The organism is Paraburkholderia sediminicola (genome assembly GCF_902859805.1).
GTDB classification, from domain to species: Bacteria; Pseudomonadota; Gammaproteobacteria; order Burkholderiales; family Burkholderiaceae; genus Paraburkholderia; species Paraburkholderia sediminicola.
Genome location: NZ_CADIKC010000005.1, coordinates 424,796 through 451,367, shown reverse-complemented (window position 1 = coordinate 451,367; position 26,572 = coordinate 424,796). Strand labels below are relative to the sequence as shown.

Annotated in this window: 22 protein-coding genes; 12 read left to right on the top strand and 10 right to left on the bottom strand. The window is 63.4% G+C overall.

Features of this window, described 5'->3' with window-relative positions; all coding sequences use genetic code 11:
• Nucleotides 1-101: 101 nt before the first annotated feature.
• Nucleotides 102-2,894, bottom strand: coding sequence for a bifunctional [glutamate--ammonia ligase]-adenylyl-L-tyrosine phosphorylase/[glutamate--ammonia-ligase] adenylyltransferase (glnE, locus tag R8871_RS20695; RefSeq protein WP_175052132.1), 2,793 nt, complete (start codon nucleotides 2,892-2,894; stop codon nucleotides 102-104).
• 186 nt (nucleotides 2,895-3,080) lie between these two features.
• Here glnE and R8871_RS20690 point away from each other — a divergent pair, with 186 nt between their 5' ends.
• From R8871_RS20690 to tldD, 3 genes are all read left to right on the top strand, one after another.
• The gene (locus tag R8871_RS20690) at nucleotides 3,081-7,283 is read left to right on the top strand and encodes a YhdP family protein (protein WP_246287631.1); all 4,203 of its coding nucleotides are present in this window, start codon (nucleotides 3,081-3,083) and stop codon (nucleotides 7,281-7,283) included.
• A 123-nt stretch (nucleotides 7,284-7,406) separates the two neighbouring features.
• Complete coding sequence (locus tag R8871_RS20685; protein ID WP_175052130.1) at nucleotides 7,407-8,285, top strand: carbon-nitrogen hydrolase family protein; 879 nt, start codon at nucleotides 7,407-7,409, stop codon at nucleotides 8,283-8,285.
• A gap of 96 nt (nucleotides 8,286-8,381) precedes the next feature.
• Nucleotides 8,382-9,848, top strand: a complete 1,467-nt coding sequence (gene tldD / locus R8871_RS20680; RefSeq protein WP_175052129.1) for a metalloprotease TldD — start codon at nucleotides 8,382-8,384, stop codon at nucleotides 9,846-9,848.
• 205 nt (nucleotides 9,849-10,053) lie between these two features.
• Here tldD and R8871_RS20675 read toward each other — a convergent pair whose 3' ends face one another.
• Entirely contained in the window at nucleotides 10,054-10,209 is a 156-nt protein-coding gene (locus tag R8871_RS20675; protein ID WP_175052128.1) for a hypothetical protein, read from the bottom strand.
• Nucleotides 10,210-10,250: 41 nt separating this feature from the next.
• Here R8871_RS20675 and aroG point away from each other — a divergent pair, with 41 nt between their 5' ends.
• From aroG to R8871_RS20660, 3 genes are all read left to right on the top strand, one after another.
• Nucleotides 10,251-11,324, top strand: a complete 1,074-nt coding sequence (gene aroG / locus R8871_RS20670) for a 3-deoxy-7-phosphoheptulonate synthase AroG (RefSeq protein WP_172175315.1) — start codon at nucleotides 10,251-10,253, stop codon at nucleotides 11,322-11,324.
• Between the two features lie 198 nt (nucleotides 11,325-11,522).
• Nucleotides 11,523-11,861 carry a type II toxin-antitoxin system RelE/ParE family toxin gene (locus tag R8871_RS20665; RefSeq protein WP_175052127.1) on the top strand — a complete coding sequence of 113 codons (339 nt, stop codon included), beginning with the start codon at nucleotides 11,523-11,525 and terminating at the stop codon, nucleotides 11,859-11,861.
• A 3-nt stretch (nucleotides 11,862-11,864) separates the two neighbouring features.
• Nucleotides 11,865-12,197: a helix-turn-helix domain-containing protein gene (locus tag R8871_RS20660; RefSeq protein ID WP_063494819.1), complete on the top strand. Its 333-nt coding sequence runs from the start codon at nucleotides 11,865-11,867 to the stop codon at nucleotides 12,195-12,197.
• A 55-nt stretch (nucleotides 12,198-12,252) separates the two neighbouring features.
• Here the strand turns inward: R8871_RS20660 and hmpA are convergent, their stop codons facing one another.
• Nucleotides 12,253-13,458, bottom strand: coding sequence for an NO-inducible flavohemoprotein (gene hmpA, locus R8871_RS20655; RefSeq protein ID WP_175052126.1), 1,206 nt, complete (start codon nucleotides 13,456-13,458; stop codon nucleotides 12,253-12,255).
• Between the two features lie 98 nt (nucleotides 13,459-13,556).
• Complete coding sequence (locus R8871_RS20650) at nucleotides 13,557-14,111, bottom strand: cob(I)yrinic acid a,c-diamide adenosyltransferase (RefSeq protein WP_175052125.1); 555 nt, start codon at nucleotides 14,109-14,111, stop codon at nucleotides 13,557-13,559.
• A 227-nt stretch (nucleotides 14,112-14,338) separates the two neighbouring features.
• On the opposite strand from R8871_RS20650, the gene R8871_RS20645 reads away from it, so the two are divergent.
• From R8871_RS20645 to proC, 6 genes are all read left to right on the top strand, one after another.
• Nucleotides 14,339-15,754 (top strand): FAD-linked oxidase C-terminal domain-containing protein, encoded by a 1,416-nt coding sequence (locus R8871_RS20645; RefSeq protein WP_175052124.1) that lies wholly within the window; start codon nucleotides 14,339-14,341, stop codon nucleotides 15,752-15,754.
• A 101-nt stretch (nucleotides 15,755-15,855) separates the two neighbouring features.
• Entirely contained in the window at nucleotides 15,856-17,349 is a 1,494-nt protein-coding gene (locus tag R8871_RS20640; RefSeq protein ID WP_154567784.1) for an FAD-linked oxidase C-terminal domain-containing protein, read from the top strand.
• Between the two features lie 270 nt (nucleotides 17,350-17,619).
• The gene (glcE, locus tag R8871_RS20635; protein WP_175052123.1) at nucleotides 17,620-18,708 is read left to right on the top strand and encodes a glycolate oxidase subunit GlcE; all 1,089 of its coding nucleotides are present in this window, start codon (nucleotides 17,620-17,622) and stop codon (nucleotides 18,706-18,708) included.
• An 8-nt stretch (nucleotides 18,709-18,716) separates the two neighbouring features.
• On the top strand, nucleotides 18,717-19,943 hold the full coding sequence (gene glcF / locus R8871_RS20630; RefSeq protein WP_175052122.1) for a glycolate oxidase subunit GlcF: 1,227 nt from the start codon (nucleotides 18,717-18,719) through the stop codon (nucleotides 19,941-19,943).
• A gap of 141 nt (nucleotides 19,944-20,084) precedes the next feature.
• Nucleotides 20,085-20,783, top strand: a complete 699-nt coding sequence (locus R8871_RS20625) for a YggS family pyridoxal phosphate-dependent enzyme (RefSeq protein WP_175052121.1) — start codon at nucleotides 20,085-20,087, stop codon at nucleotides 20,781-20,783.
• Between the two features lie 53 nt (nucleotides 20,784-20,836).
• On the top strand, nucleotides 20,837-21,652 hold the full coding sequence (gene proC / locus R8871_RS20620; protein WP_175052120.1) for a pyrroline-5-carboxylate reductase: 816 nt from the start codon (nucleotides 20,837-20,839) through the stop codon (nucleotides 21,650-21,652).
• Between the two features lie 114 nt (nucleotides 21,653-21,766).
• On the opposite strand, the gene ubiA is transcribed toward proC, so the two are convergent.
• The 6 genes from ubiA to R8871_RS20590 form a co-directional block, all read right to left on the bottom strand.
• Nucleotides 21,767-22,630 (bottom strand): 4-hydroxybenzoate octaprenyltransferase, encoded by an 864-nt coding sequence (ubiA, locus tag R8871_RS20615; RefSeq protein WP_154566676.1) that lies wholly within the window; start codon nucleotides 22,628-22,630, stop codon nucleotides 21,767-21,769.
• A 219-nt stretch (nucleotides 22,631-22,849) separates the two neighbouring features.
• On the bottom strand, nucleotides 22,850-23,338 hold the full coding sequence (locus R8871_RS20610) for a Dps family protein (RefSeq protein WP_093644617.1): 489 nt from the start codon (nucleotides 23,336-23,338) through the stop codon (nucleotides 22,850-22,852).
• Nucleotides 23,339-23,492: 154 nt separating this feature from the next.
• The gene (locus R8871_RS20605; RefSeq protein WP_175052119.1) at nucleotides 23,493-23,654 is read right to left on the bottom strand and encodes a hypothetical protein; all 162 of its coding nucleotides are present in this window, start codon (nucleotides 23,652-23,654) and stop codon (nucleotides 23,493-23,495) included.
• Nucleotides 23,655-23,734: 80 nt separating this feature from the next.
• A complete protein-coding gene (locus R8871_RS20600; RefSeq protein ID WP_175052118.1) occupies nucleotides 23,735-25,189 on the bottom strand; it encodes a catalase in 1,455 nt (484 codons plus the stop codon).
• 71 nt (nucleotides 25,190-25,260) lie between these two features.
• Nucleotides 25,261-25,410 carry a hypothetical protein gene (locus R8871_RS20595; protein ID WP_175052117.1) on the bottom strand — a complete coding sequence of 50 codons (150 nt, stop codon included), beginning with the start codon at nucleotides 25,408-25,410 and terminating at the stop codon, nucleotides 25,261-25,263.
• 182 nt (nucleotides 25,411-25,592) lie between these two features.
• Complete coding sequence (locus R8871_RS20590; RefSeq protein WP_054037761.1) at nucleotides 25,593-26,552, bottom strand: hydrogen peroxide-inducible genes activator; 960 nt, start codon at nucleotides 26,550-26,552, stop codon at nucleotides 25,593-25,595.
• Between the last annotated feature and the right edge of the window lie 20 nt (nucleotides 26,553-26,572).

Below are 26,572 nucleotides of genomic sequence, written 5' to 3'. Positions count from 1 at the left end.
TCGTCGCGGTCCTTTGCGAACGTAAGCCGCGGTCGGCGGGCTGCGCGAGTTGCGCGACGCCTCCCGCACGTCGCGCTTCTCGCTTCGCACTTCTAGTAACGTCAGCCTGGACCAAACACCCGCTCCCAAAGCCGCAGCACCGCCTCCCGCTCCGTCACCACCAGCGCCGGATCGACCCGCGCCTTCTCCATCCCGTCCAGCCGCAGCTGGTGCTGCAACTTCCGGTAGGTTCGATAAGCCGCGCCGACCGTCTCCGCCTCCGCCTCACTCATCAAGCCGAAACGCGACACTTCACGCAGCAGCGCGATGTTGCCGGTATTGCGGATCAGTTCGGGATCGCTCGCCGCATGCAGCAGCACCCAATACTGCACGGTGAATTCGATATCGACCATGCCGCCGCGATCATGCTTCAGATCGAACAGCGCCGTGTGGTTCGGATGCCCCGCCTCCACGCGCTCGCGCATCTCGACGATTTCCTTCGCGAGCGGAGCGGCCTCGCGCGGCGTGGTCAGCACCTGTTCGCGAATCTGCTCGAATTTCGCGCCGATTTCGGCGTCGCCCGCACAGTAGCGCGCGCGGCTCAATGCCTGATGCTCCCAAACCCACGCGGTATTCGCGGCGTCGCCTTCGCGCAATTGATAACGGCGGAATGCGTCCAGATCGGTGACGAGCAGCCCCGACTCGCCGTTCGGCCGTAGCCGCAAGTCGACATCGAACAAGGTGCCCGCGCCGGTCGCCGTCGTCAGCCAGCTAATGAGGCGGCGGGTGTAGGTGGCGTAGACGTCCGCGGCGGCATCGTCCGGATCGTCGTAGAGGAAGATGATGTCCAGATCGGAGGCGTAACCAAGCTCCTTGCCGCCCAGCTTGCCGTACGCGATCACCGCAAACTTCGGCACCTCACGGTGGCGCTTGGCCAGTTGCTTCCAGACCGCTTCGAGCGTGACGTCGAGCACGGCGTCGGCGAGCTCGGACAGGCGGTCGCTCACATGCTCGACACTAAGCCTGCCGGCCAGATCGATCAGCAGGATTCGGAACACCTCGGCCTGGTGCGCATGGCGCAGCAGGTCCATCTGTTGCTCGATGCCGTCCGCCGCGGCCAGGCGCAAGCGCAGCGTGCGCTTGAATTCAGGCCAGTCAAAGGGACTGTCCATCGCCTCGTCGTCGAGAAGTTCGTCGAGCAATTGCGGGTGGCGGATCAGATAGCCGGCGGCCCAACGTGACCCACCCAGCACCGACAGCACCCGATGCAGCGCCTGCGGATACTCCGTCAGCAACGCAAGGTACGCGCCGCGCCGGCTCACGGCTTCCAGAAGGTCGAAGAAGCGCGCCACCGTATCGCCGCGCCGTTCGGGCGGCTCCAGGGTACGCGCGGCTTCCAGCGCACGCTGCGCGACGATATCGAAGCGCTGGCGGCTACGCTCGGCGAGCCCCGCGTAACGCGACGACTGCCATATCGCGCGCAATCGCGCCAGCAGCTCGTCCGGCTCGGGCACTCCCAGTTCGATCAGGCGCGCGCGAAGGGCGTCCTCAGCGCTGTCGTCGGCGAGCGCGCTGCTCCAGATCCACACCGCCGCGCCGTCTTCCGGTGCGCCGCAGCCATCGCGGCCACTCACCTTGTCGGCGAAAATCTGGTCGAACTGTTGTTCGACGAATTCGCGGTGCGCGTCGAGCTTGAGCATCAACGCGGCATAGTCGTCGCAACCCATGGCTTGCGCGAGCGCCACACGCTCCTCAGGATCGACCGGCATCGCGTGAGTTTGCGCGTCATTGCGGTATTGCAGGCGGTGCTCGAGTTCGCGCAGGAAACGGTACGCCTGTGAAAGCTTCACGCAGACCGAGGTATCGAGCAGCCCGTGCGTGGCCGCGTGCCGCAAGACGGCGAGCGTCGGGCGCACCCGGAAGCCGGCATCCTGGCCGCCACGAATCAGTTGAAAGACCTGAGCGCTAAATTCGATTTCGCGGATGCCGCCGCGGCCCAGCTTGATGTCATCGGCCTTGTCGGGGCGCATCGAGGCGCGCCGCTGCGCTTCCTGACGAATCTGCAAGTGCAGCGCACGAATCGCGCTGATCACGCCGAAGTCCAGATAACGCCGATAGATGAACGGTGTGACGATCGCGTCGAGCTGCTTCTGGAGCCGTTGCGCCGCGTCGCTCGCGCCTTCTGATACGAGCCGGCCCTTGATCCACGCATAGCGCTCCCACTCGCGGCCCTGCACGTAGAAGTACTCTTCGAGCATGCCGAGGCTGCACACGAGCGGCCCGGAATCGCCGTTCGGCCGCAAGCGCATATCGACGCGGAACACGTAACCGTCGGCGGTCACCTCGGCCAACGCGCCGATCAGGCGCTTACCCAGCCGCGTAAAAAAGTCCTGCGTCGCGATCGGTGAACGCTGACCGCCTGCGGTCTCACCGTCCTCTTCATAAATGAAGATCAGATCGATATCCGACGACACGTTCAGCTCACGCCCACCCAGCTTGCCCATTCCGACTACACCGAGCGCGAGCCGCTCGCCCTGGGGTCCGCGCGGTTCGCCGTAGAGCGTTTCGAGCTCGGCGGACGCGACCGCGAGCGCACGCTGAATCGTCGTCTCCGCCAGATCGGTCATCGCGCCGGTGACTTCGGCGACATCCGCCTCGCCCGCCAGGTCACGCTCCATCACGGCGCAAAATACCTCAGTGCGCAATTGGCGCAAGGCCCGTTTGAGTGCATCCTCGCTCAACGGACCAGTGCCGGCTGCGTCGGCACACAGCGCTTCAAAACGCGCGTCGATCCGTTCGCGTGTGAGGGGTGCGGAGGCAAGCGCCGCCACCTGCGCCACGATTTGCGGACGGGCCGCCGCGGCACGCGCCGCGTAACGTGAATAGCTGGAACTCAGGAGTGTTGCGTCAGTCATCAAGGGTCTGGCTCGCTCGTTGCTTGATCAGCGTTGTTCAGTTCGCCGCAGCACACGGGTCCAGCAGCCTCGCGCAGGTCGCGAGACGGCATGGAGAAAGGGTTTGCCGGAGGTCCGCCGACGCTTTCCCGTGTGTTACATTTCGTCGTTAATTCGCAAAACTACCATACGCCCACCCGCCGCAGCATGTCCGAGCGAAACGAATCCGCCGACCCGCACGAAACCAGGCAGGTCCGGCCTGCGAGCGGTAGCGCCCACATGGTGCTGCATCGAACGTCCCATGTAGTGCTGGCGCTCGCACTCGCCTTCTACTTTATCGCGGCGGGTCTGTTTCTCGGTTTGCGTTATGTCCTGCTGCCGCGCGTCGACTCGTTCCGTCCGCGCATCGAAGCCACGGTTTCCGAGAAGCTGCACGCACAGTTCACCATCGGCAAGCTGGCGCCGCATTGGAGCGGCTTCCAGCCGGGCCTCGACGTCACCGATATCGTCATCCGCGACCCGGAAGGCAAAGCGGCCCTGACCATTCCGCACGCCACCGCCACGCTCTCGTGGAAGTCGCTCTGGCAGTTCCATCCCGCCCTTTCCAGCCTGATCGTCGATCAACCCGACGTGCTGGTGTCGCGCAGCAGCGACGGCGTGATTTCGGTAGCGGGCGTGCCGGTGCCCACCCGGCACAGCGGCAACGACACCCTTTCCACGTGGCTGTTGCGCCAGCAGGCGATCGTGGTGCGCGGCGGCGTGCTGCGCTGGCGCGATGCCGAGCATGACGCGCCGGAACTCGCCCTGCGCGACATCCGGATCGCGATTCTCAACGACGGCTACGATCACCGCCTCGCGTTGCAGGCGCCCGCCGACGGTCAAGTCCTGCACGGGCCGATCGACTTCCGTACGCATTTCAAACACGCCCGGCTCTCCGCGATCGGCAAGCCGGTCAACTGGGCCGGCCAGGTCTATATGTCGACCGGTCCAGTCGATCTGCCGACTCTCGCGCGCTACATCAACTTCCCGATCGAGATGTTCGCCGGCCGCATCGACAATGCGATCTGGGCCGACTTCGCCGATGGCCGCATGAAGTCGGCGAGCGGGCAACTGGCCGGCACGGATGTCGCGATGCGTGTGCGCCCGACCCAGCCCAAGCTCGTGGTGCCGATCGCCAATTTCTCCTGGGGTCTCGACGTCAACCAGGGCGACTACACGCTGCAACTGAACCACTTGCGCGCCGAGCTCGGCCAGCCGCCGCTCGACGACGGCACGCCGCTCACCCGCACCCTCGCGCTCACCACGCTGCACGGCCGTTACCGGACCGCCTCGCTGCAGCATGGCCAACTCGTGAGCGTCAGTGGGGACCGCGTCGACCTGGGCATCCTCGCCGAATTCAGCCGCGCGCTGCCGCTGCCGCGCCCCCTGCTGAACAGCCTGGTGCGCTTCAATCCACGCGGCATGGTGTCGAACTATGTGATCGAAGTCGAACGCGGCAAACCGGAGTCGGGCGAAGCGGGCAGCGACCACCGGCCAAGCGGCGCCGAGCCGATCGAGCGTTATCGTTTCAAGGGCGACCTGCAGGGCATCAGCGTCGCCGCGCAGGAACCGCCGCCGGGGCTCACGCCACTGAATCACCCGCGCGCGGGCATTCCCGGTATCGAAAACCTGTGGGGCAGCGTCGACGCCGACGAAAACCACGGCACCGCGACCCTCAACACCTCCAACGTCGCAATTACACTGCCAGGCGTGTTCGACGACCCGCGCCTGACACTCGACCGCCTGCATGGCCGGGCAGACTGGACCATCACGCCGAAGGCGCCGGGCGAAAATCACCCCGCCTTCACCGTCAAGCTGGCCGACTTCGGCATCTCAAACGCCGACGCCGACGCCACCGCCACCGTCGATTACAGCAACCCAGGCCATGGGCGCGGCTCGCTCGACCTGAAGGCCGACTTCCAGCGCGCGCAGGTCACGCGCATCGTCCGCTATCTGCCGACCAGCATCAGCGAAAAGCTGCGCATCTACCTGGGCCATGGGCTGCAAGCCGGCGTCTCGCGCGGCGCGACGATCGAAATCCACGGCGATCTGACCAAATTCCCCTACTCGCGCGCGCCGGAGGCCGGGGTCTTCCATATCGTCGCGCCGTTCAAGGGCGGCAAGTTCGACCCTTCGCCGTACCCGCCGCGCAAGATGAAGAACGGCACGCCGAACGTGTGGCCGCCGCTGGATGGCATCGACGGCGTGTTCGAACTCAAAGAGAACCTGCTGCGCTTCGATATCGACCGTGCCCGCTACAAGCGGGTCGCTTTAAACAAGGTGAGCGGAAAGATCGACGATCTTGGCACCAAGGCGTCGGCCCTCGTTATCGATGGCAATGGCCGCGGGCCGCTTGCCGACATGCTCGACTACGTCAACGAAAGCTCGCTCGGCATCATGACCAAACATGAGACTGAGAAAGTGCGCGCCGAAGGGTCCGCCGCGCTGGCGCTCAAGCTGACCGTGCCGCGTACGCCGAAGCCGCATATTGCCGTGGAAGGCGCAGTCGGCTTCCAGAACAACCGTTTGACCGTCGACAACGTGCCGCCACTGTCGCAACTCAACGGCAAGGTGCGCTTTACCGAACATACGGCGCAGGTCGACCGGCTCTCGGGCCAGTTCATGGGCGGCGACGTGCACGCCAATGGCGGCCTGAAGCAGGACGGCACGTATGCACTCGATCTCGGCGGCCATATCGCCGTCGACGCCGCGCGCGGCCTGAATCTGCACGGTCCGGCCGCCCAGGTGCTGGCGCGCATGAGCGGCAGCGCGCCCTACGCACTCAACGTGCATGGCGCCAAGGGGCGCTTGCCGGAAGTCACGGCGAACTCCGATTTGACCGGCCTCGCGCTCGACTTCCCCGCGCCGTTCAACAAGCCGGTCGGCACGCCGATGCCGCTGCACTTCGCGGTCAGCCCCTACGTCAGCGCAAGCGAAGCCGGCCTGGAACGGGCCGACCTCACCTTCGGGCCGATCGCCGCCACCTATCTGCTGCGTTACCAGCCGAAAACGCCGCCGACGGTCGTGAGCGGCGCGATCGGCGTCAACAAGCCCGCCGACTTGCCGTCCGAGGGCGTGATCGCCGCCGTCGACGTCGAAGCGTTCGACGCCGATGCCTGGCGCGCGCTCGTCACGCAGATGCGCAACAAGGACGCGCCCACTCCCGCGCCCGCCGCCGCGCCGGCCACGCCCGCCACGCCGAATCCGACCGTCGCGCAATTCTTGCCGAGCCGCTTTGCGGTGCACGTCGGCACGCTGACACTGCTCAAGCGGCACTGGGACAGCGTGATCGTCGGCGCGTCGCATGCGGACGGCAAATGGCAGGCCAACATCGCGTCGAATCAGGTGTCGGGCCACGTTTCCTGGCTGCCGGGCGCCAATAAGGAATCGCCGGGCACGCTGCAGGCGCGCTTTGCCCGTGTGGTGATCCCCTCGGCTACGGATAAAGACCTGCTCGGCCAGGCCATTTCTGCGCCGGCGCAGAACATGCCGTCGATCGACCTGGTGGTCAATGAGCTGATCGTGCGCGATCGCAACATCGGCCGGCTCGAAGTGGACGCGCACAACTTCGAAGAAGACGGTGTGCCGGTCTGGCAGCTCGACAAGCTGGACATCACCAACCCCTCCGCCACACTGACCGCGACCGCGAACTGGCGTACGTCGACGGGCCTCGGCAACACCGCCGACGAAGCGACGCCGCGCCGTACCGTGTTCGATTTCAAACTCGACATCAAGGACGCCGGCGGCCTGCTGGAGCGCTTCGGCCAGCCGCACACGCTCAAGGCCGGCAACGGCACGCTGTCGGGCAAGGTCGTGTGGCGCGGCGGGCCGACCGCGATCGACTATCCGACGCTCAACGGCAATCTGGCCGTCGACCTGCGCCATGGGCAGATTCTCAAGGTCGACCCGGGCGTCGCGAAACTGCTGGGCGTGCTCAGCCTGCAAAGCCTCGCGCGCTTCGCCACGCTCAATTTCCGCGACGTGATCGGCGAAGGGCTGCCGTTCGAGCACGTCACCGGCACGGGCGAAATCCACAATGGCATTGGCCGCACGGAAAACTTCGAGATGGTGACGGCGCCGGCTCGCGCCGAAATGAAGGGCTCGGTGGATCTGGCGCAGGAAACCCAGGATCTGCACGTGCAGATCGTGCCGACCGTCAGTGCCGGCGCCGCCGTGATCGCCGCGACCGTAATCAATCCGCTGCTCGGGCTGGGTGCGCTGGTCGCCGATCTGGCGTTCAGCAAATCAGTGTCCACGGCGTTTGCACGCGAGTACGCAATCACCGGCCCGTGGTCGAAACCGCACATCGAGCGGGTGAAGAGCGATCGCGGTAAGATGGACGCTCCGGCTTCGACCGTGGAAGCGCGCTGAGCCCGATCCTGTGTTTGATCAGAAGAGCGCCGTGCCGCGCCGCGGTTCCCAGCCAGCCTTGAACGACGTTTGCGGCGGCTACGGTTCGCGCCGCCGCCTTGCCGGGAGTTTTTCGAAACGCTCATGAGCGAAACACACGTCTCTTCATCCCCGTCCACCGCTTCGCCCAATACGGCGCCCAGCGGATCTTCCGAAAGCGTGTTCCGGGTTGCCGCGCTGCAAATGGTGAGCGCGCCGGATCGCGAACGCAATCTGGCCGAAGCGGAGCGCCTGATCGCCGAAGCCGCCGCCGACGGTGCGCAACTCGTCCTGCTGCCCGAGTACTTCTGCTTTATGGGCTTCAAGGACACGGACAAGCTAGCCGTGCGCGAGCCCTACCAGGACGGCCCAATCCAGCGCTTCCTCGCCGACGCCGCGCGCCGCCACAAAGTCTGGGTGATCGGCGGCACCTTGCCGTTGATGTCGCAGGAACCGGCACGCGTGCTGAACACCACGCTGGTGTTCGACCCGCAAGGCAACGAGGCCGCGCGCTACGACAAGATCCACCTGTTCAACTTCGAAAAGGGCGAGGAATCGTTCGACGAGGCGCGCACCATCTGCCCCGGCGGCGAAGTCCGCACCTTTGAAGCGCCGTTCGGCCGGGTCGGCCTGTCGGTCTGCTACGATTTGCGCTTTCCGGAGCTGTACCGGCGCATGGGCGACTGCGCGCTGATCGTGGTGCCGTCGGCGTTCACTTACACCACCGGCCGCGCGCATTGGGAAATGCTGTTGCGCGCCCGGGCGGTCGAAAACCAGTGCTACGTGCTGGCCGCCGCGCAAGGCGGCAAACATGAAAACGGCCGCCGGACATGGGGCCACAGCATGCTGATCGACCCGTGGGGCGAACTCGTCGCGGTGCGCGACGAAGGCCCCGGCGTGGTGAGCGGCAATCTCGAGCGTGCGCGCATCGACGAAGTGCGGCAGAGCCTGCCCGCCTGGCGTCACCGCGTGCTGAGCTGCTGACGTATTACCTGACATTGAAAGTGCGGCGCCCGTCACTCATATAGGGGTGATAGAAGCGCTAACCGAATCCTTCGTATCGAGCAGAACATACTTCGCATGAACATCATCGAACCCGGTATCCGTAATCTCGCCACCGCCAAGGACATTCTCCTGACGCCCTACGGTCTCGACGAATCCCTGCTCACCCGCACGCTCGCCGAAATCTTCACGCACAAGATCGATTACGCCGACCTGTACTTCCAGTACACGCGCAGCGAAGCGTGGAGTCTCGAAGAAGGCATCGTCAAGTCGGGCAGCTTCAGCATCGACCAGGGTGTCGGCGTGCGCGCCGTGTCGGGCGATCGCACGGCCTTCGCGTATTCGGACGATCTGTCGCCCGAGGCGATCCATCAGGCGGCGCTCGCCACCCGTTCGATTGCCAAGGCGGGCGGCGGCAAGCAGAAAATCAAGGTGGCCTCGTCGCTGACCGGCATTGCCGGGCGCGATCTGTACCTGCCATCCGATCCGCTGCATTCGCTCGACGCGACCGCCAAGGTCAAGCTGCTCGAGCGCATCGAACAGATGGCGCGTGGCCGCGATCCGCGCATCCAGCAAGTGATGGCGGGCCTCGCCGGTGAATACGACGTGGTGCTGGTCGCGCGCAGCGACGGCGGTTTTGCAGCCGATATCCGTCCGCTCGTGCGCGTGTCGGTCACGGTGATCGCCGAACAGAACGGCCGCCGCGAAATCGGCAGCGGCGGCGGCGGCGGCCGCTTCGACTACGGTTATTTCACCGACGAAGTGCTGTCGGGTTATGTCGACGACGCTGTGCATGCCGCGCTCGTGAACCTCGACGCCCGCCCGGCTCCGGCCGGCGCGATGACCGTGGTGCTCGGACCGGGCTGGCCCGGCGTGCTGCTGCACGAAGCGATCGGCCACGGCCTCGAAGGCGACTTCAACCGCAAGGGATCGTCGGCGTTCGCGGGTCGGATCGGCGAGCAGGTTGCGGCCAAGGGCGTGACCGTGGTCGACGACGGCACGCTGCCGAATCGCCGCGGCTCGCTGAACATCGACGACGAAGGCAATCCGACCCAGTGCACGACGCTGATCGAAGACGGCATCCTGAAGGGCTACATCCAGGACACGCTGAATGCGCGCCTGATGAAGATGCCGGTCACCGGCAATGCGCGCCGCGAATCGTATGCCGCATTGCCGATGCCGCGCATGACCAACACGTACATGCTCAACGGCGACAAAGACCCGCAGGAAATCATCGCATCCGTGAAGAACGGTTTGTACGCGGTGAACTTCGGCGGCGGCCAGGTCGACATCACGAACGGCAAGTTCGTGTTCTCGGCCTCCGAGGCGTACATGATCGAAAACGGCAAGGTCACGTACCCGGTCAAGGGCGCGACGCTGATCGGCAGCGGTCCGGAATCGCTCAAATTCGTCAGCATGATCGGCAACGACATGAAGCTCGATTCGGGCGTCGGCGTGTGCGGCAAGGAAGGCCAGAGCGTGCCGGTAGGCGTCGGTCAGCCGACGCTGCGTATCGACAAGATGACGGTCGGCGGTACGGCCTGATTTTGATGTAGACGCATACTTCGTGCACAGATTGCTCGAAGTATGCGGATTTACCGCATTTTTACACCCTGCAGCTTGTCAGCCAAGCCTGCACGGGTTATAAAGTCACTCACCCTTTTTGACCAGCGACCTATTTCGCCATGTCCGCCAAGTTTTACTTTTACTTTTTTTGGCATCTCAGACCGCTGGCGGATCGAGAGGGGTGTTAGTGCACGCAAGACACCCAGAATTCACGAAAACCGCCAGCTAGCCTGGCGGTTTTTTTTCGCCCCACGCCTTTGAAACTTTTGCCGTTGAAATCTTTTTGATTGTTGTTCGCCGTGGCATCGCTGCCTGATTGCCGTCTGATCGCAGCCTTCATTGCCCGCGCGAACACGCTACGACCGATTCAGGAGAATAAACATGCCCCCGCACAACACCGACGATGTCCGCATCCGCGAATTGAAAGAACTCACGCCGCCTGCTCACCTGATCCGCGAATTCGCTTGCGACGAAACGGTGTCCGACGTGATCTACAACTCGCGCAACGCGATGCATCGCATCCTGCACGGCATGGAAGACCGTCTGATCGTCATCATCGGACCGTGCTCGATTCACGATACGAAGGCGGCGATGGAATACGCCGGGCGTCTCGTCGAACAGCGCAAGCGCTTCGCCGGCGAACTCGAAATCGTGATGCGGGTGTACTTCGAAAAGCCGCGTACGACAGTGGGCTGGAAGGGTCTCATCAACGACCCGCACATGGACAACAGCTTCAAGATCAACGACGGCCTGCGCACCGCGCGCGAGTTGCTGCTGCGTATCAACGAACTCGGCCTGCCGGCCGGCACCGAATACCTCGACATGATCAGCCCGCAGTACATCGCCGATCTGATCTCGTGGGGTGCTATCGGCGCACGCACGACTGAATCGCAGGTGCACCGTGAGCTGGCTTCGGGATTATCGTGCCCGGTCGGTTTCAAGAACGGCACGGACGGCAACGTCAAGATCGCGGTGGACGCGATCAAGGCGGCGTCGCAGCCGCACCATTTCCTGTCGGTCACCAAGGGCGGCCACTCGGCGATCGTCTCGACCGCCGGTAACGAGGACTGCCACATCATCCTGCGCGGCGGCAAGACGCCGAACTACGACGCGGACAGCGTCAATGCGGCATGCGCCGACATCGGCAAGGCCGGTCTCGCGGCGCGTCTGATGATCGACGCGAGCCACGCGAACAGCTCGAAGAAGCACGAGAACCAGATTCCGGTGTGCGCGGACATCGGCCGTCAGATTGCTTCGGGCGACGAACGGATTGTCGGTGTGATGGTGGAGTCGCATCTGATCGCGGGCCGTCAGGATCTGCAGGAAGGTTGCGCGCTGACGTACGGCCAGAGCATCACCGATGCCTGCATCGGCTGGGACGAAAGCGTCGCCGTGCTGGAAGGCCTCGCCGAAGCGGTCAAGCAACGACGTGTAGCGCGCGGCAGCGGCAACTAAAAATCCCCACGCGCCTCTGCGCGATCGCTGTAGTTAGCTCAACAAAAAACCCGGCTCATGCAGCCGGGTTTTTTGTTAGCCGAACGGACGAATGGTGCGCCACAGACCACCTCTGTACCGTAACAACTCGTTGCCGGGTCGGATACGACTTGACCAGGTTGAGTGTTGCGTATAAGATTTTGTACATGAAAGGTGGGTATGGAGCAGGAAAAAGAAATTCGCTGGATGGGTTCCAGTTATCACGATTTACTCGCCTTTCCCGAAGAGCCACGTCGCCGGGCCGGATTTCAGCTTGGCAAGATTCAGGCGGGTCTCGATCCAGACGACTGGAAGCCGTTTGATTCGATCGGCGCTGGAACACGCGAGATCCGCATCAAGGAAGCTGACGGCATTTATCGCGTGATGTATGTCACCAAGTTTGTGGAAGCACTGTACGTGCTGCATTGCTTCCAGAAGAAAACCCAGAAGCTGGGGCCGCAGGATAGAAAGATTGCCGAGATGCGGTACCGCGCCATCATCAATGATAGGAAAACTTAACAAATGACGATCGATACGAAAATCCGTCACGTAACAAAACCCGGCGCGAATCTGTTTCTCGAACTCGGCTTCTCCGCCGAAGAAGCGAAGCGTTTGCACGCCGCTTCGCAAAAGCAGATCAACGACACGCGGCTACTCAAGGAACAGTTGATGACCGAGCTGTCCAGCTGGATCGAGCAGCATCATCTGAAGCAGGCCGAGGCGGCCGAGATTCTGATGGTGTCGCGTCCGCGCGTGTCAGACGTGGTCAACAAGAAAACCACCAAGTTCACAATCGATACCCTGGTCGAAATGATGAGCCGGATCGGCAAGCCAGTCACACTCGCGGTTGGGTAAGGTGCACGGCACGCCCTCACGGTCTTTCACATGCGGCTAGCCGTGCGCCTTTGTTTCACTGCACCACGCCTGAACCGAACACTTCGGTGTGGATCCGTGCCTCATCCACACCCAGCGAGGCCAACGCCTTACATTGCGCGCGCATGAACGGCACCGGCCCGCAGATGTAGTAGTCCGCATCGGGAACGATCACCTTGTCGGCGATGTTCGTGAGGTCGAGGCGACCCTCGAAGTCGTAGTCGATACCAGCGCGATCGCACGCCTCAATGGCTTCGTAGAACACCGCACGCGTGACGTTGGGATGCGCTGCGACCGTATCGTTCAGCCACTGCCGGAATGCATGCACACGGCCATTGCGGCAGGCATGTACGAAGGTCACGCCGCGCTCACTCTGGTCGGCGAGTAACGTAGACAGCATCGAGATCATCGGGGTCACGCCTACGCCGCCGCTCAACAGCACCACGGGCGTCGTCTTCTTGCGGTCCAGTGTGAAGTCGCCCGCTGGCGCGCTGACATGCACCACCGCTCCCACTTCCACACCGTCGTGCAGGAGGTTTGAAACATGGCCGGGCGCCGTATCTTCGCGGCCGGCTTCGCGCTTCACCGAAATACGCAACCAGTTGCCGTTCGGCGCGTCCGATAAGCTGTACTGTCGCGGCTGATCGACGCCGAGTTCATCCACAAAACGCTGCACGCTCAGATATTGGCCAGGCTCAAAGCCGCAGGCCGGCGAGCCATCGGCGGGCGTCAGATAGAACGACATAATTTCATCGCTCTCCACTTCCTTGCGTGCAACCTTGAACGGCCGGAAGCCGCTCCACGCTGCACCTTCGTAGAGCTTGGCCTCAGTGCCGATAAAAATATCCGCAAGCTGTCCATAAGCGACTTCCCATGCGCCGAGCGTCTCCTGATCGACTGCGTCGCCGAGTACATCAACGATTGCGCCTAACAGATGGCGTCCCACGATCGGATACTGTTCAGGCCGGATATTCAGACTCACGTGCTTATGCGCGATGCGTGAGACGGTGGGACCGAGCGCGCCGAGGTTATCGATATTGGCGGCATATGCATATACCGCCTTCGCCAGCGTTTCCGGCTGATTGCCGCTCTTCTGGTGAGTCTGGTTGAACACGTTCTTCAACTCAGGATGGTGCGCGAACATGCGCTTGTAGAAGCGTTTGGTGATGGTCGTGCCGTGTACGGCAAGCACGGGAACGGTGGCTTTGACGCGGGCGATCTGGTCGGCGGTGAGTGCGGTCATAACGACTCCTCCTTAAAGATGTATTTACGATACATCTTTAAGGAGAAGTTTTGCCCCGGACAGATTGTCACAGGTCTTAAAGGGACGGAAGCGCCGTCCTAGCCGGCGCTACGATCGTGCTGCCACAGCACGTCGCTGCCGCCGTCCGCGCGATTGAGCACTCGCGCCAGCACGAACAGCAGGTCGGACAGCCGGTTCACATACTGGCGAGGCGCCTCATTGACCGCCTCGCTTTCACCAAGCGCGACGATCGACCGTTCGGCGCGCCGGCACACCGTACGGCAGACGTGCGAAAGTGCGGCTGCGCGCGAGCCGCCGGGCAGAATGAATTCCTTCAATGGCGGCAGGGTGGCGTTGTAGTCGGCCAGCCAGTCGTCGAGTTGGCCGAGATGCTTGTCGGTAATCATCGTGTGGCCGGGAATGCAGAGCTCGCCGCCAAGATCGAACAGGTCGTGCTGAATCGCAACCAGCGCCGCCCGCACCTTGTCGGGCAGCGTTTCGCACAGCAACACACCGAGATTCGAATTGAGTTCATCGACGTCGCCGATTGCGGCAATGCGCGCGCTGTCTTTGCGCACGCGCCGGCCGTCGCCGAGACCGGTGCTGCCGTCGTCGCCCGTACGGGTGGCGATCTTGCTCAAGCGGTTGCCCATGATGTCTCCGATCCATCCGTTCATTCAGTAACGATGCGTCTGCGCGGCACCGGTGAGTCCATCCGGTGAATCCGGTAAGCAAGCCACCGGGTTATCCATATTGCGCGCATCGTGAGGTCGCCGCCATTATAGGAGCGGTAGCCGTCCCCAACGCCGACCCGCGGGTGATCGGCGTAAAATGAAGCACAAGCTGTAGAACAGCTCCGCCCCAATATCAGGAGACATGCGTGAATCATCCCGTGCCGCCGGCCCCGCTACGCCGGCCGTTTCCCGCCGAGTTGCTGACTGCCCTCAAAGCCGCTTTCGGCGAACGCGTGTCCACCGCCGAAGCCGTGCGAACCCATCATGGCCGCGACGAATCGCCGTTCGATCCCCAACTGCCCGACGCCGTCGTATTCGCGCGCAATACGGAAGACGTGCAAACCATCGTCAAGCTGTGCGGCCAGTACAACGTCCCGATCATCCCCTACGGCAACGGTTCGTCGCTCGAAGGGCATCTGCTGGCAGTGCAAGGCGGCGTATCGATCGACCTGTCGGAAATGAACCAGGTATTGTCGATCAACGCTGAAGACCTGACCGTCACCGTCGAACCCGGTATTTCGCGCAAGCAGTTGAACGAAGCACTGCGCGACACCGGCCTGTTCTTCCCGATCGACCCGGGTGCTGACGCGAGCATCGGCGGCATGTCGGCTACGCGCGCCTCGGGCACCAACGCCGTGCGCTACGGCACGATGCGTGAAAACGTACTCGGGCTGACGGTGGTTCTCGCTGACGGCCGCGTGATCAAGACCGGCACGCGCGCGCGCAAGTCGTCGGCGGGTTACGACCTCACGCGTCTGTTCGTCGGCTCGGAAGGCACGCTTGGCGTGATTACGGAGATCACCGTTCGGCTGTATCCGCAACCTGAAGCGGTCTCGGCCGCGGTCTGCACGTTCCCGTCGATGGGTGATGCAGTGCGCGCGGTCATCGAAACGATTCAGATGGGCGTGCCGATTGCACGCGTCGAGTTCGTCGACTCGCTCGCGATCCGCTCGATCAATCGCCATTCGAATCTGACGTTGCGTGAGGCGCCTACGCTCTTCTTCGAATTCCACGGCACCGAAGCCAGTGTAAAAGAGCAAGCCGAACTGGTGCAGGAACTCGCCGCGCAGAATGCCGGCGAAGGCTTCGAATGGGCAACCCGGCCGGAAGACCGCAGCCGCTTGTGGAACGCGCGCCACAACGCCTATTTCGCGATGCTGCAACTCAAGCCCGGCTGCCGCGCCGTCACGACGGATGTCTGCGTGCCGATCTCCCGTCTCGCGGAATGCGTGATGGAAACCGAGCAGGATCTGAAGGCGTCGCCGCTGCCCTGCCCGATCGTCGGCCATGTCGGCGACGGCAACTTCCACGTCGCGATCCTGATCGATCCGAACAAGCCCGAAGAGCTCGTCGAGGCCGAGCGCCTGAACCATCTCATCGTGCAACGCGCGCTTCGCATGGACGGCACCTGCACGGGCGAGCACGGTGTCGGTCTTCACAAGATGAACTTCCTGCTCGAAGAACACGGCGAAGTCGCCGTCGACACGATGCGCTCCATCAAACATGCGCTCGATCCGCGCAATCTGATGAACCCGGGCAAGATCTTTTCCTGGGCGGCTTGAAAGATCGTCGACGCTCAAAAGTGCGGCAGCGGCAACGCCTGCCGCCACACAACCAGGCTTGACCGGGCACGCAGCATGAAAGACCTCAGGAGACAAGTCATATGAACGCACCCGTCGAACTGACGGCCGAAGTTCTCGCCCAGCGCCAGCGCGAAGTTGTGCAGGCGCTGATGGCCGTGCTGCCGAACCACTGTCTGCTGTATCGCGAAGAAGACACCGTTGCCTACGAGTGCGACGGCCTCGCCGCTTACAGGCGTCTGCCGCTCGCGGTCGCATTGCCCGAGACGGAATCGCAGGTCCAGCGCATCGTGCAGATCTGTCACCGGCTCGACGTGCCGATCGTGCCGCGCGGTGCGGGCACCGGTTTGTCCGGCGGGGCGATGCCGATTCGCCACGGCGTGGTGGTATCGCTCGCGCGCTTCCGCAAGATCGTCGAAGTCGACTCGTATGCCAGGACCGCGACCGTGCAACCGGGGGTGCGAAATCTGTCGATCTCCGAAGCGGCCGCGCCCTACGGGCTTTACTACGCGCCCGATCCGTCGTCGCAGATTGCCTGCACGATCGGCGGCAACGTCTCCGAGAATTCGGGCGGCGTGCACTGCCTCAAGTACGGCCTGACCGTGCACAACGTGCTGCGTGTTCGCGCCGTGACAATGGAAGGTGACATCGTCGAATTCGGTTCGCTCGGTCCTGACGCGCCGGGGCTCGATCTGCTCGCGGTGCTGATCGGCAGCGAAGGCATGTTCGCAATCGTCACCGAAGTCACCGTCAAACTGATCCCGAAGCCGCAAACGGCGCAGGTCATCATGGCCAGTTTCGACGACGTCGTGAAAGGCGGCAACGCGGTCGCCGGCATCATTGCGGCGGGCATCATCCCGGCTGGCTTGGAGATGATGGACAAACCGGCTACGCGCGCCGTCGAAGAATTCGTCAACGCGGGCTACGACCTCGACGCGGCGGCGATCCTGCTGTGCGAATCGGACGGCACAGCTGAAGAGGTCGCCGACGAAATCGTGCGCATGACCGCGGTGCTGCGCGAACAGGGCGCAACCCGCATCCAGATTTCGCGCTCGGAAAATGAACGGCTGCGCTTCTGGTCCGGACGCAAAAACGCGTTTCCGGCGGCAGGCCGCATTTCACCCGATTACTACTGCATGGACGGCACCGTGCCGCGCCGCAGTATCGGGCCGCTGCTGGCGCGCATCGAAGTCATGGAGAAGAAGTACGGCCTGCGCTGCATCAACGTGTTCCATGCCGGCGACGGCAATATGCACCCGCTGATCCTGTTCAACGGCAACGATATGGACGAGTGGCACCGGGCCGAAGCCTTCGGTTGCGACATTCTCGAAACCTGCGTGGAGCTAGGTGGCACGGTGACGGGCGAGCACGGCGTGGGCATCGAGAAAATCAATTCGATGTGCGTGCAGTTTTCGCCTGAGGAGCGCGACGCATTCCACGCGGTCAAACGCGCCTTCGACGCGCCGGGCCTGCTCAATCCCGACAAGGGCATTCCCACCCGCGCGCGTTGCGCCGAGTACGGCAAGATGCACGTGCGCGGCGGCTTGCTGCCGCACCCGGACCTGCCGCGGTTTTAAGACGGCTGATGACGCTGCCGGCCCAAGCCGGGCCCGCAGCGTCACAAGGCGCAGCCGCCACCCGCCTCTGCGCCGTCCGCCCACATGCCGGGACCCCCACCCACGGCCAACCCGCCTCCCTGCCCGCCCGCTCCCCGTCGGCGCACCCACAAGTCCCAAGCCCCAAGCGCTTCCCCGCTCCCACCCTGATTACCCGATGCGGGTCCGCTCCGGGTTGCCAGCGCGCCGCCGCCCGGTACAATCAATCGAAACACAACGAAGCAGGACACCATGGAAGAGGACGACATCGTCGCCGTTTGGTCTGAACGCGTGCGTTCAGCCAGCGCCGAAGGGCGCACACTGCGCATCCGTGGCGGCGGCACCAAAGACTGGTACGGTCAGACGCTGGAAGGTGACATCCTCGACACGCGCGCTTATCGCGGCATCATCGCCTACGACCCGGCCGAGCTGGTCATCACGGCGCGCGCGGGCACGCCCCTGCTGGAGATCGAAGCCGCGCTCGCCGAACACCATCAGATGCTCGCCTTCGAGCCGCCCCACTTCGGGCCGCAGGCCACCTTCGGCGGCTGCATCGCGGCGGGCATCGCCGGTCCGCGCCGCCCGTCGGCCGGTGCGGCGCGCGACTTCGTGCTGGGCGCCGTCATCATGAACGGCCAGGGCCAGGCCCTGCATTTTGGCGGCCAGGTGGTGAAGAACGTCGCCGGATACGATGTCTCCCGTTTGATGGCGGGCTCGCTGGGCACCCTTGGGCTGATCCTCGAGCTGTCGGTCAAGGTACTGCCGCTGCCGCAGGCCGAAGCCACGCTCAAATTCGACATGAACGGCACCGATGCGGTCCGCAAGCTCAACGAATGGGGCGGCCGCCCGCTGCCGATCACGGCGAGCGCATGGCGTCACGGCACGCTGGCCGTGCGCATGGCCGGCGCGGAAGCCGCCGTCAAAGCGGCGCGCACGGCGCTCGGCGGCGAGGTGGTCGATGCCGTCGAAGCGGAGCGCTTCTGGGCGGGCCTGCGCGAGCAGACCGACTCGTTCTTCGCGGCCATCCCGCCGAAGGCCGCGCTCTGGCGCCTCGCGCTGCCGTCGATCACTGAGCCGATGCAATTGCCCGGCGCACAACTGATGGAATGGGGCGGCGGCCAGCGCTGGTGGATCACCGACACCGACGCGCAAACCGTGCGCATCAGCGCCAAACAGGCCGGCGGCCACGCCACCATCTTCCGCAGCGGCTATGGCTACGACCGCAGCGCCGGGGTGTTCACACCGCTGCCCGCACCGCTGATGAAAATTCATCGCGGCCTGAAAACCGCCTTCGACCCGGCCCGCATCTTCAATCGCGGCCGCCTCTACCCCGACTTCTGAGCGACGCGATGCAAACCAACCTCGCGGACTTCATTCGCAATACGCCCGATGGCGACGAAGCCGACGCCATCCTGCGCAATTGCGTGCACTGCGGCTTCTGCACCGCGACCTGCCCGACCTATCAAATACTCGGCGACGAACTCGACGGACCACGCGGCCGCATCTATCTGATCAAGCAGATGGTGGAAGGCGCGGCGGTCACGCGCAGCACCCAGGTTCACCTGGACCGCTGCCTCACTTGCCGCAACTGCGAGACAACCTGCCCCTCAGGCGTGCAATACGGCAGGCTGGTCGAGATCGGCCGCAAGATCACCGAGGAAAAGGTCACGCGCCCGTTCAGCCAACGGATGGTGCGCCGGCTGCTCGCGAGCTTCGTGCCGAACAGCGCGCTGTTCACGCCGACCATGCGGATCGGTCAGCATATCCGCCCGCTCCTGCCGAAGAAACTGCGCGACAAGGTGCCCGCGCGCCAGCGTCCGCTCGAATGGCCGACCGCGAAACATCCGCGCAAGATGCTGATGCTCGCGGGCTGCGTGCAACCGTCGATGATGCCGAACGTCAACGTCGCGACGGCGCGGGTGCTCGATGCGCTCGGCGTGGAAACGTTGATCGCACCCGAAGCGGGCTGCTGCGGTGCGATCCGTCTGCACCTGGGCTACAACGACGAAGCGCTCGACGACCTGCGCGCCAACATCGACGCGTGGTGGCCGTACATCGAACAGGGTGTCGAAGCAATCGTGATGAACGCGTCCGGCTGCGGCGCAACGGTCAAGGAATACGGGCATCTGCTGCGCAACGACCCTGCATATGCAGAAAAGGCGCGCCGCGTGACCGAACTGACGCGCGACGTCGCGGAGATCCTGCCGGAGTTCGAAGAAGCACTCGTCGCCGTGACGCGCCGCCGCGCGATTCATACGGTGGCGTTCCATCCGCCGTGCACTTTGCAACATGGTCAGCAGGTACGCGGCAGGGTCGAACATCTGCTGACGGCGCTCGGCGTGGAAGTGCGCCTGCCCGCCGACAATCATCTCTGCTGCGGTTCGGCCGGGACTTATTCGCTGACTCAGCCCAAGCTCTCGTACGCACTGCGCGACCAGAAGCTCGAGCGGCTGCAGGCGCAGGAGCCGCAGGTGATCGTGTCGGCCAACGTCGGCTGCATTGCGCATCTGCAAAGCGGCACGTCCACGCCGGTCGCGCATTGGATCGAACTGGTGGAGCACATGCTGTCCGCCTGAGGCGAGCGATTTTGACGAGAAGCGCGGCACGTGGCTTGCGATACATCACCGCAAGTGCGTCCGCCTGTCCCGCAGCGGCACGAAGCGGCGGCGTCCGTATAATTCGATCATCGCCTTTCGCCAGACTTCCGGTTCCGCTCCATGCCCGATCTGATTCACAACCTCGAAGCGGTGCAGCAGCGCATCGCCCTCGCCGCGCAGGTGGCCGGACGCGACCCGCGTTCGATCACCCTGCTCGCGGTCTCGAAGACGTTTCCCGCCGAAGACGTGCGCGCGGCCTACACAGCCGGCCAACGCGCGTTCGGTGAGAACTACGTGCAGGAATCCATCACCAAGATCGAAGCGCTGGCCGATCTGCGCGCCACGCTCGAATGGCATTTCATCGGGCCGTTGCAATCGAACAAGACACGCCCGGTCGCCGAGAATTTCGACTGGGTGCATTCGGTCGACCGCTTGAAAATCGCACAGCGGCTCTCGGAGCAGCGCCCGGATAACCTGCCGCCGTTGAACGTCTGCCTGCAGGTCAACATTAGCGGCGAAGCGTCGAAAAGCGGTGCAAGCATTCCTGAGGCCGTCGAAGTCGCACAGGCAATCGCCGCGCTGCCGAAGCTGAATCTGCGCGGCCTGATGGCGATTCCGGAGCCGGCCGGCAGCATCGAAGAACAGCGTGCGCCGCATCGGCAACTGCGTGAACTGTTCGAGCGTCTGCGTAACGACGGCCTCGAACTCGATACGCTCTCGATGGGCATGTCGAGCGACCTCGAAGCCGCCGTGCTGGAAGGCGCGACGATCGTGCGCGTCGGCACCGCTATCTTCGGTACGCGCGACTACTCTCACTGACCGTCCCAGATTTTTCCTTTCTCGACACCTCACGGCACCTCTTTCGGAACATCATGAAAATTGCTTTTATCGGCGGTGGCAATATGGCCGCCGCGTTGATCGGCGGCCTCATCAAGCGCGGCGTCGCGCCCGCTGACCTGTACGCAATCGACCCCAACGAAGACGCGCGCCAACGCAACGAGCAGCAATTCGGCGTCAAGACCGGCGCCGCCGCAGACGCCACGCTCGCGTCGTACGACGCCGTCGTGCTGGCGGTGAAGCCGCAGATCCTGAAGAGCGTCGCGGAGGCACTGGCGCCGCATCTGGCAGCGTCGCAACTGGCAATCAGCATCGTCGCGGGTATTCGCATGGATGACATGTCGCGCTGGCTGAATGGCCACGCACGCATCGTGCGCGTGATGCCGAATACGCCGGCGCTGATCGGCATGGGCGTAACAGGCCTCGTCGCGACCGGCAGCGTGGATGAAGCCGGCCGCGCGCTCGCCTCGCAGGTGCTGGGCGCAGTTGGCGAAACCGTCTGGTTCGACGACGAAGCGAAGATCGACGCCGTCACCGCGATCTCAGGCAGTGGCCCTGCTTACGTGTTTTATTTCATCGAAGCGCTGCAGGAAGCCGCGCGCCAGCTCGGTATGGATGAAGCGCAAGGCCGTGCGCTCGCAGTCGCGACCTTCACCGGCGCGGCTCAATTGGCCGCGAACTCGGACGAGCCGCCGAGTTTGTTGCGCGAACGGGTGACGTCGAAGGGCGGCACCACCGCGGCCGCGCTCGCCTCGTTCGAAGCGAGCGGGATCAAGGATGCGATCGTACGCGGCGCGCTTGCCGCCGACGCGCGCGCCAAGGAAATGGGCGACGAGTTCGGCAAGCTGTAAAGGCGGTCAGCCGGCAATTGCCAGCACCGCAGGAAAGTAGAAAGTACGCTCAGGGACGCTGCGCCTCGAACTCATTCGAGGCGGCGTCCGCAGCGAAACAGAACCGCGCAAGAATTAAAACGAAGCCGCCGCGTAATGCGCTGCGATACCGACAAACAACGCGCCGCCCAGCCAGTTGTTATGACGGAACGCCGCGAAGCACGCCATGCGCTCGCGATTGCGGATCAACGTGTAGTGATAGATTGCGCAGCCCACCGCCGCCGCCCATCCCAGCCAGTACAACACACCGAAGCCGAGCATCACGCCGATGCCGACGTAAATCCCCAGCGTCACCGCATAGCACAGCATGATCGCCGCCACGTCGAAGCGGCCGAAGGTCAGCGCCGAGGTGCGGATGCCAATCTTGATGTCGTCGTCGCGATCGACCATCGCGTATTCCGTGTCGTACGCCACCGACCAGAACACGTTGGCCAGCAGCATGACCCAGGCGAGCATCGGCACGTGATCCTGAATCGCGGCGAACGCCATCGGAATGCCGAAACCGAACGCGATCCCCAGATAAGCCTGCGGAATCGCAAAGAAGCGCTTCGTGAACGGATACGAACCGGCGACAAATAACGCCGCCACCGACAATTCCTTCGTCAACGTATTCAGCGGCAAAATGAGCAGAAACGCTAGCAGCGACAAGCCGGCCGCCAGCGCTACCGCTTCCCACGCCTTGATCTTGCCCGATGTGATCGGCCGGTTTTCCGTGCGCTTCACGTAGCGATCGAAGTCGCGATCCGCGTAGTCGTTGATCGCGCAGCCCGCCGAGCGCATCAGCACGGTACCCACCGTGAAAATCACCAGCAGCGGCCACGACGGATGACCGTCGGAGGCAATCCACAGCGCGTTGAGCGTCGGCCACAGCAGCAGCAGGCTGCCGATCGGCTTGTCCATGCGCACGAGGCGCAGATACAGGGGAAGTCGGGCGAACATGGGCGGATTCGGTGAAGTGCAAACGGTACCGCTATTTTACGGGATGCGGACGGAAGGCAGCCTTCAGGCGGGTGAAGCTGGCCTTCTGGGTGCCAGAACCGAGGCCGCAACCGCAGCCGGGTCTTGAGCTACAGCTGAATCCGGATTCGGAGCAGCAAAAAAAAGCCTCCCGTAAAGGGAGGCTTTGTTCGTTTTGCAATCAACTCAACGCTACAGCATTTAAGCCAGCATCGAGCGCAGCATCCACGCGGTCTTTTCGTGCGTTTGCATGCGTTGCGTCAGCAGGTCGGCGGTCGGCTCGTCGTTGGCGGCTTCCGTCGACGGGAAAATCGCGCGCGCGGTACGCACCACGGCTTCCTGACCTTCCACCAGTTGGCGGATCATTTCTTCCGCTGCCGGCACGCCGTCAGCTTCAGGAATCGACGACAGCTTCGCGAATTCCTTGTAGCTCCCCGGCGCATGCACGCCCAGTGCACGGATGCGTTCGGCGATCGAATCGACCGCGAGCGCCAGCTCGTTGTACTGCGTTTCGAACATCAGATGCAGCGTGTTGAACATCGGACCCGTCACGTTCCAGTGAAAGTTGTGGGTCTTCAGGTAGAGCGTGTAGGTGTCGGCGAGCAGTCGCGACAGACCTTCTGCAATCTTCTTGCGATCCTTGTCGTTGATTCCGATATTGACGTGCTGTACAGCTTCTTTCTTGGCCATGATGACTCCTTCGAAGAGTGATACGAACCGGTCGGTAGAGTGACGGCGTGCGGATAGCAGACCCGGCACGTCGAACGCCCGCCAGTTTAGCTTAGAAAGCCGCTGCGTTCGTGTGACGCGTGGTCGCTTGCCGCACCCGCGGCCTCGCGCTCAATCACGCACCCAATGCATGTTGCACGGCTTGCGCAATGATCACCACGAGTCCGCTCGAGACGATCGCAAATCCGATTGCCTTGCGCAGCATCGATGCGTAGTGCCGTTGCTTGCCGCGAGCGGCCGGCGAGCCGCCAATGGTGGACATCATCATCTGGATCATGATCGTGCTTCCTTGATTCGTATCGTTACCGGCGGGGCGCCGATGCGCCCCGCCTTGCTGCATCAATTCACTTCATCTGCTCACTTCTTGCCGCCTTCGGCAAGTTCGGCCAACGCGGCGATCACGCCTTGCGCATAGGCCGGATCGGCGCGACGGAAATGCTCGATCTGACGCGCGACGATCTCTTGCGGCACACCGTTGATATGGCGTGCGATGTTGCCGAACAGACGCTGACGCTGTGCCGCATCGAAGAGCGCAAACAGCATGCCCGGCTGCGTGTAGTAGTCATCGTCCTCGCGATGCTCGTAACGATCGACCGTACCCGCTGCGAGCGGCGGCTCCGCCGCGTTGCTGTCCTGCGCGAAGTCGCCGAAGCGATTCGGCTCGTAGTTCGCGTTGCCGCCGAGGTTGCCGTCCGTGCGCATTGCGCCGTCGCGATGGAACGAATGGTGGACCGGGCAGCGCGGAGCATTCACCGGAATCTGATGGTGATTGATACCGAGGCGATAGCGCTGCGTGTCGCCATACGAGAACAAACGGCCCTGCAACAGACGGTCAGGCGAGAAACCGATACCCGGCACGACATTGGCGGGCGTGAACGCTGCCTGCTCCACATCCGCGAAATAGTTCGCCGCGTTGCGATTCAACTCGATCGTGCCGACGTCGATCAACGGATAGTCCTTCTGCGACCACACCTTCGTGATGTCGAACGGATTGAAGCGATAGTTCGCGGCTTCCGCTTCCGGCATCACCTGAATGGCAAAACGCCATTTCGGGAAGTTGCCTGCGTCGATGCTCGTGAGCAGATCCTGTTGTGCGCTTTCGCGGTTCTGTGCGACCACTTGCGCCGCTTCGGCATCGGTAAAGTTCTCAATGCCTTGCATCGACTTGAAGTGGAACTTCACCCAGAAACGCTCGTTGTTCGCGTTGATGAACGAGTACGTATGCGAGCCGAACCCGTGCATCTGGCGGAAGTTCTGCGGAATGCCACGATCGCTCATCAGGATGGTGACCTGATGCAACGACTCCGGATGCCGCGACCAGAAATCCCACGCCGCGATATTGCTGCGCATGTTGGTGTACGGGTCGCGCTTTTGCGTGTGGATGAAATCCGGAAACTTGAGCGGATCGCGAATGAAGAACACCGGCGTGTTGTTGCCGACCACGTCCCAGTTGCCTTCTTCCGTGTAGAACTTGATCGAGAAACCGCGCACGTCGCGTTCTGCGTCGGCGGCGCCGCGTTCGCCCGCCACCGTCGAAAAGCGCATGAAGAGCGGCGTGTCTTTGCCGACCTCGGCGAACACCTTCGCCTTCGTGAAACGCGAGATGTCGTGCGTGACTTTCAGCGTGCCGAATGCGCCCGAGCCTTTGGCGTGAACGCGACGTTCCGGAATCACTTCGCGATCGAAGTGAGCGAGTTTTTCGAGCAGCCAGACGTCTTGCAGAACGACTGGACCGCGCGCGCCGGCGGTCATCGAATTCTGATTGTCGGCGATGGGTGCGCCGGCTGCATTGGTGAGCTTACGTTCGGACATGCGGGACTCCTGAGTGGCTTTGATCGGAAACGGAATGCGGGGAAGAGGTGCGGCGCGCTGATGCCAACGGCTTATGCGGACAGGGCCCGATCGACCAGCAAGGACAATGCAACCGTGCCGATGCCGCGCACCGACGCGGCGAACGTGCCGGTGCTGCCGGTGGTGATGCGGGCGGGTTGAGCGACGACGGTTGGGACTTGCTGCGAGTTCGGCTGCGTCATGATTTCCTCCGGGTCTGATGGGATCGGGCGATCCATGGAGGAAACTATAACAATGCTATCGAATTAACGTGTTTGATTAATTATATCTATTCGATAGGGACTGCGGCTATCAGCGCCATGAGTGCCGCCGGACCAGCCGCAGAGGGTGTGCGGCGGCCCGGCATGGGCGCGGGCGTGGCCTGTCAGTTGACGGCGACAGGCAGATCGAGCTTTTTGACGCCCGTCAGATCGCAGGCGTTGATCGCGTCGCAGATGGCGTCGATCGCGGGCGTCCGCGTAAAGCTCTTGCGCCAGGCGAGCACGACGCGGCGATCCGGCACCGGCTCGTCGAAGGCGACGTAGCTGAGCAGACCGGCGTCGATACCGCCGGCGTGCGGCTTGACCTCCTGCACCGACATGCGCGGCAGCACGGTAATGCCGACGCCGCTCGCCACCATATGACGGATGGTTTCCAGCGACGAACCTTCGAAGGTCTTCTGGATGCCGTCCGCGTTCTGCGAGAAACGCATCAGTTCCGGGCAGACGCCCAGCACATGGTCGCGAAAGCAGTGGCCGCTGCCGAGCAGCAGCATGGTTTCCTGCTTCAGATCCTCGGCGTCGATCTTCGCGCGGTTTTCCCACGCGTGGCCGGACGGCAGTGCAACGACAAACGGCTCGTCATAGAGCGGGCGTTGCATGAGACCCGTTTCCGGGAACGGCAGCGCCATGATGGCGACGTCGATTTCGCCCTGCTTGAGCAATTCGATCAGCTTGACCGTGTAATTTTCCTGCAGCATCAGCGGCATCTGCGGGACGCGCTTGATCATCTGTTTGACGAGCGTAGGCAGCAGATACGGCCCGATCGTATAGATGACGCCGAGGCGCAACGGCCCGACCAGCGGGTCTTTGCCCTGTTTCGCGATCTCTTTGATGGCGAGCGTTTGTTCGAGGACGCGCTGCGCCTGCGTGACAATCTGTTCGCCGATCGGCGTGACACTGACTTCGCTGGTGCCGCGCTCGAAGATCTGCACGTTGAGCTCGTCTTCGAGCTTTTTGATGGCCACCGACAGGGTCGGCTGGCTAACGAAACACGCTTCGGCGGCCCGGCCGAAGTGCCGTTCGCGGGCAACCGCGACGATGTATTTCAATTCGGTAAGCGTCATTGGGGGACCAATCAGTGCGA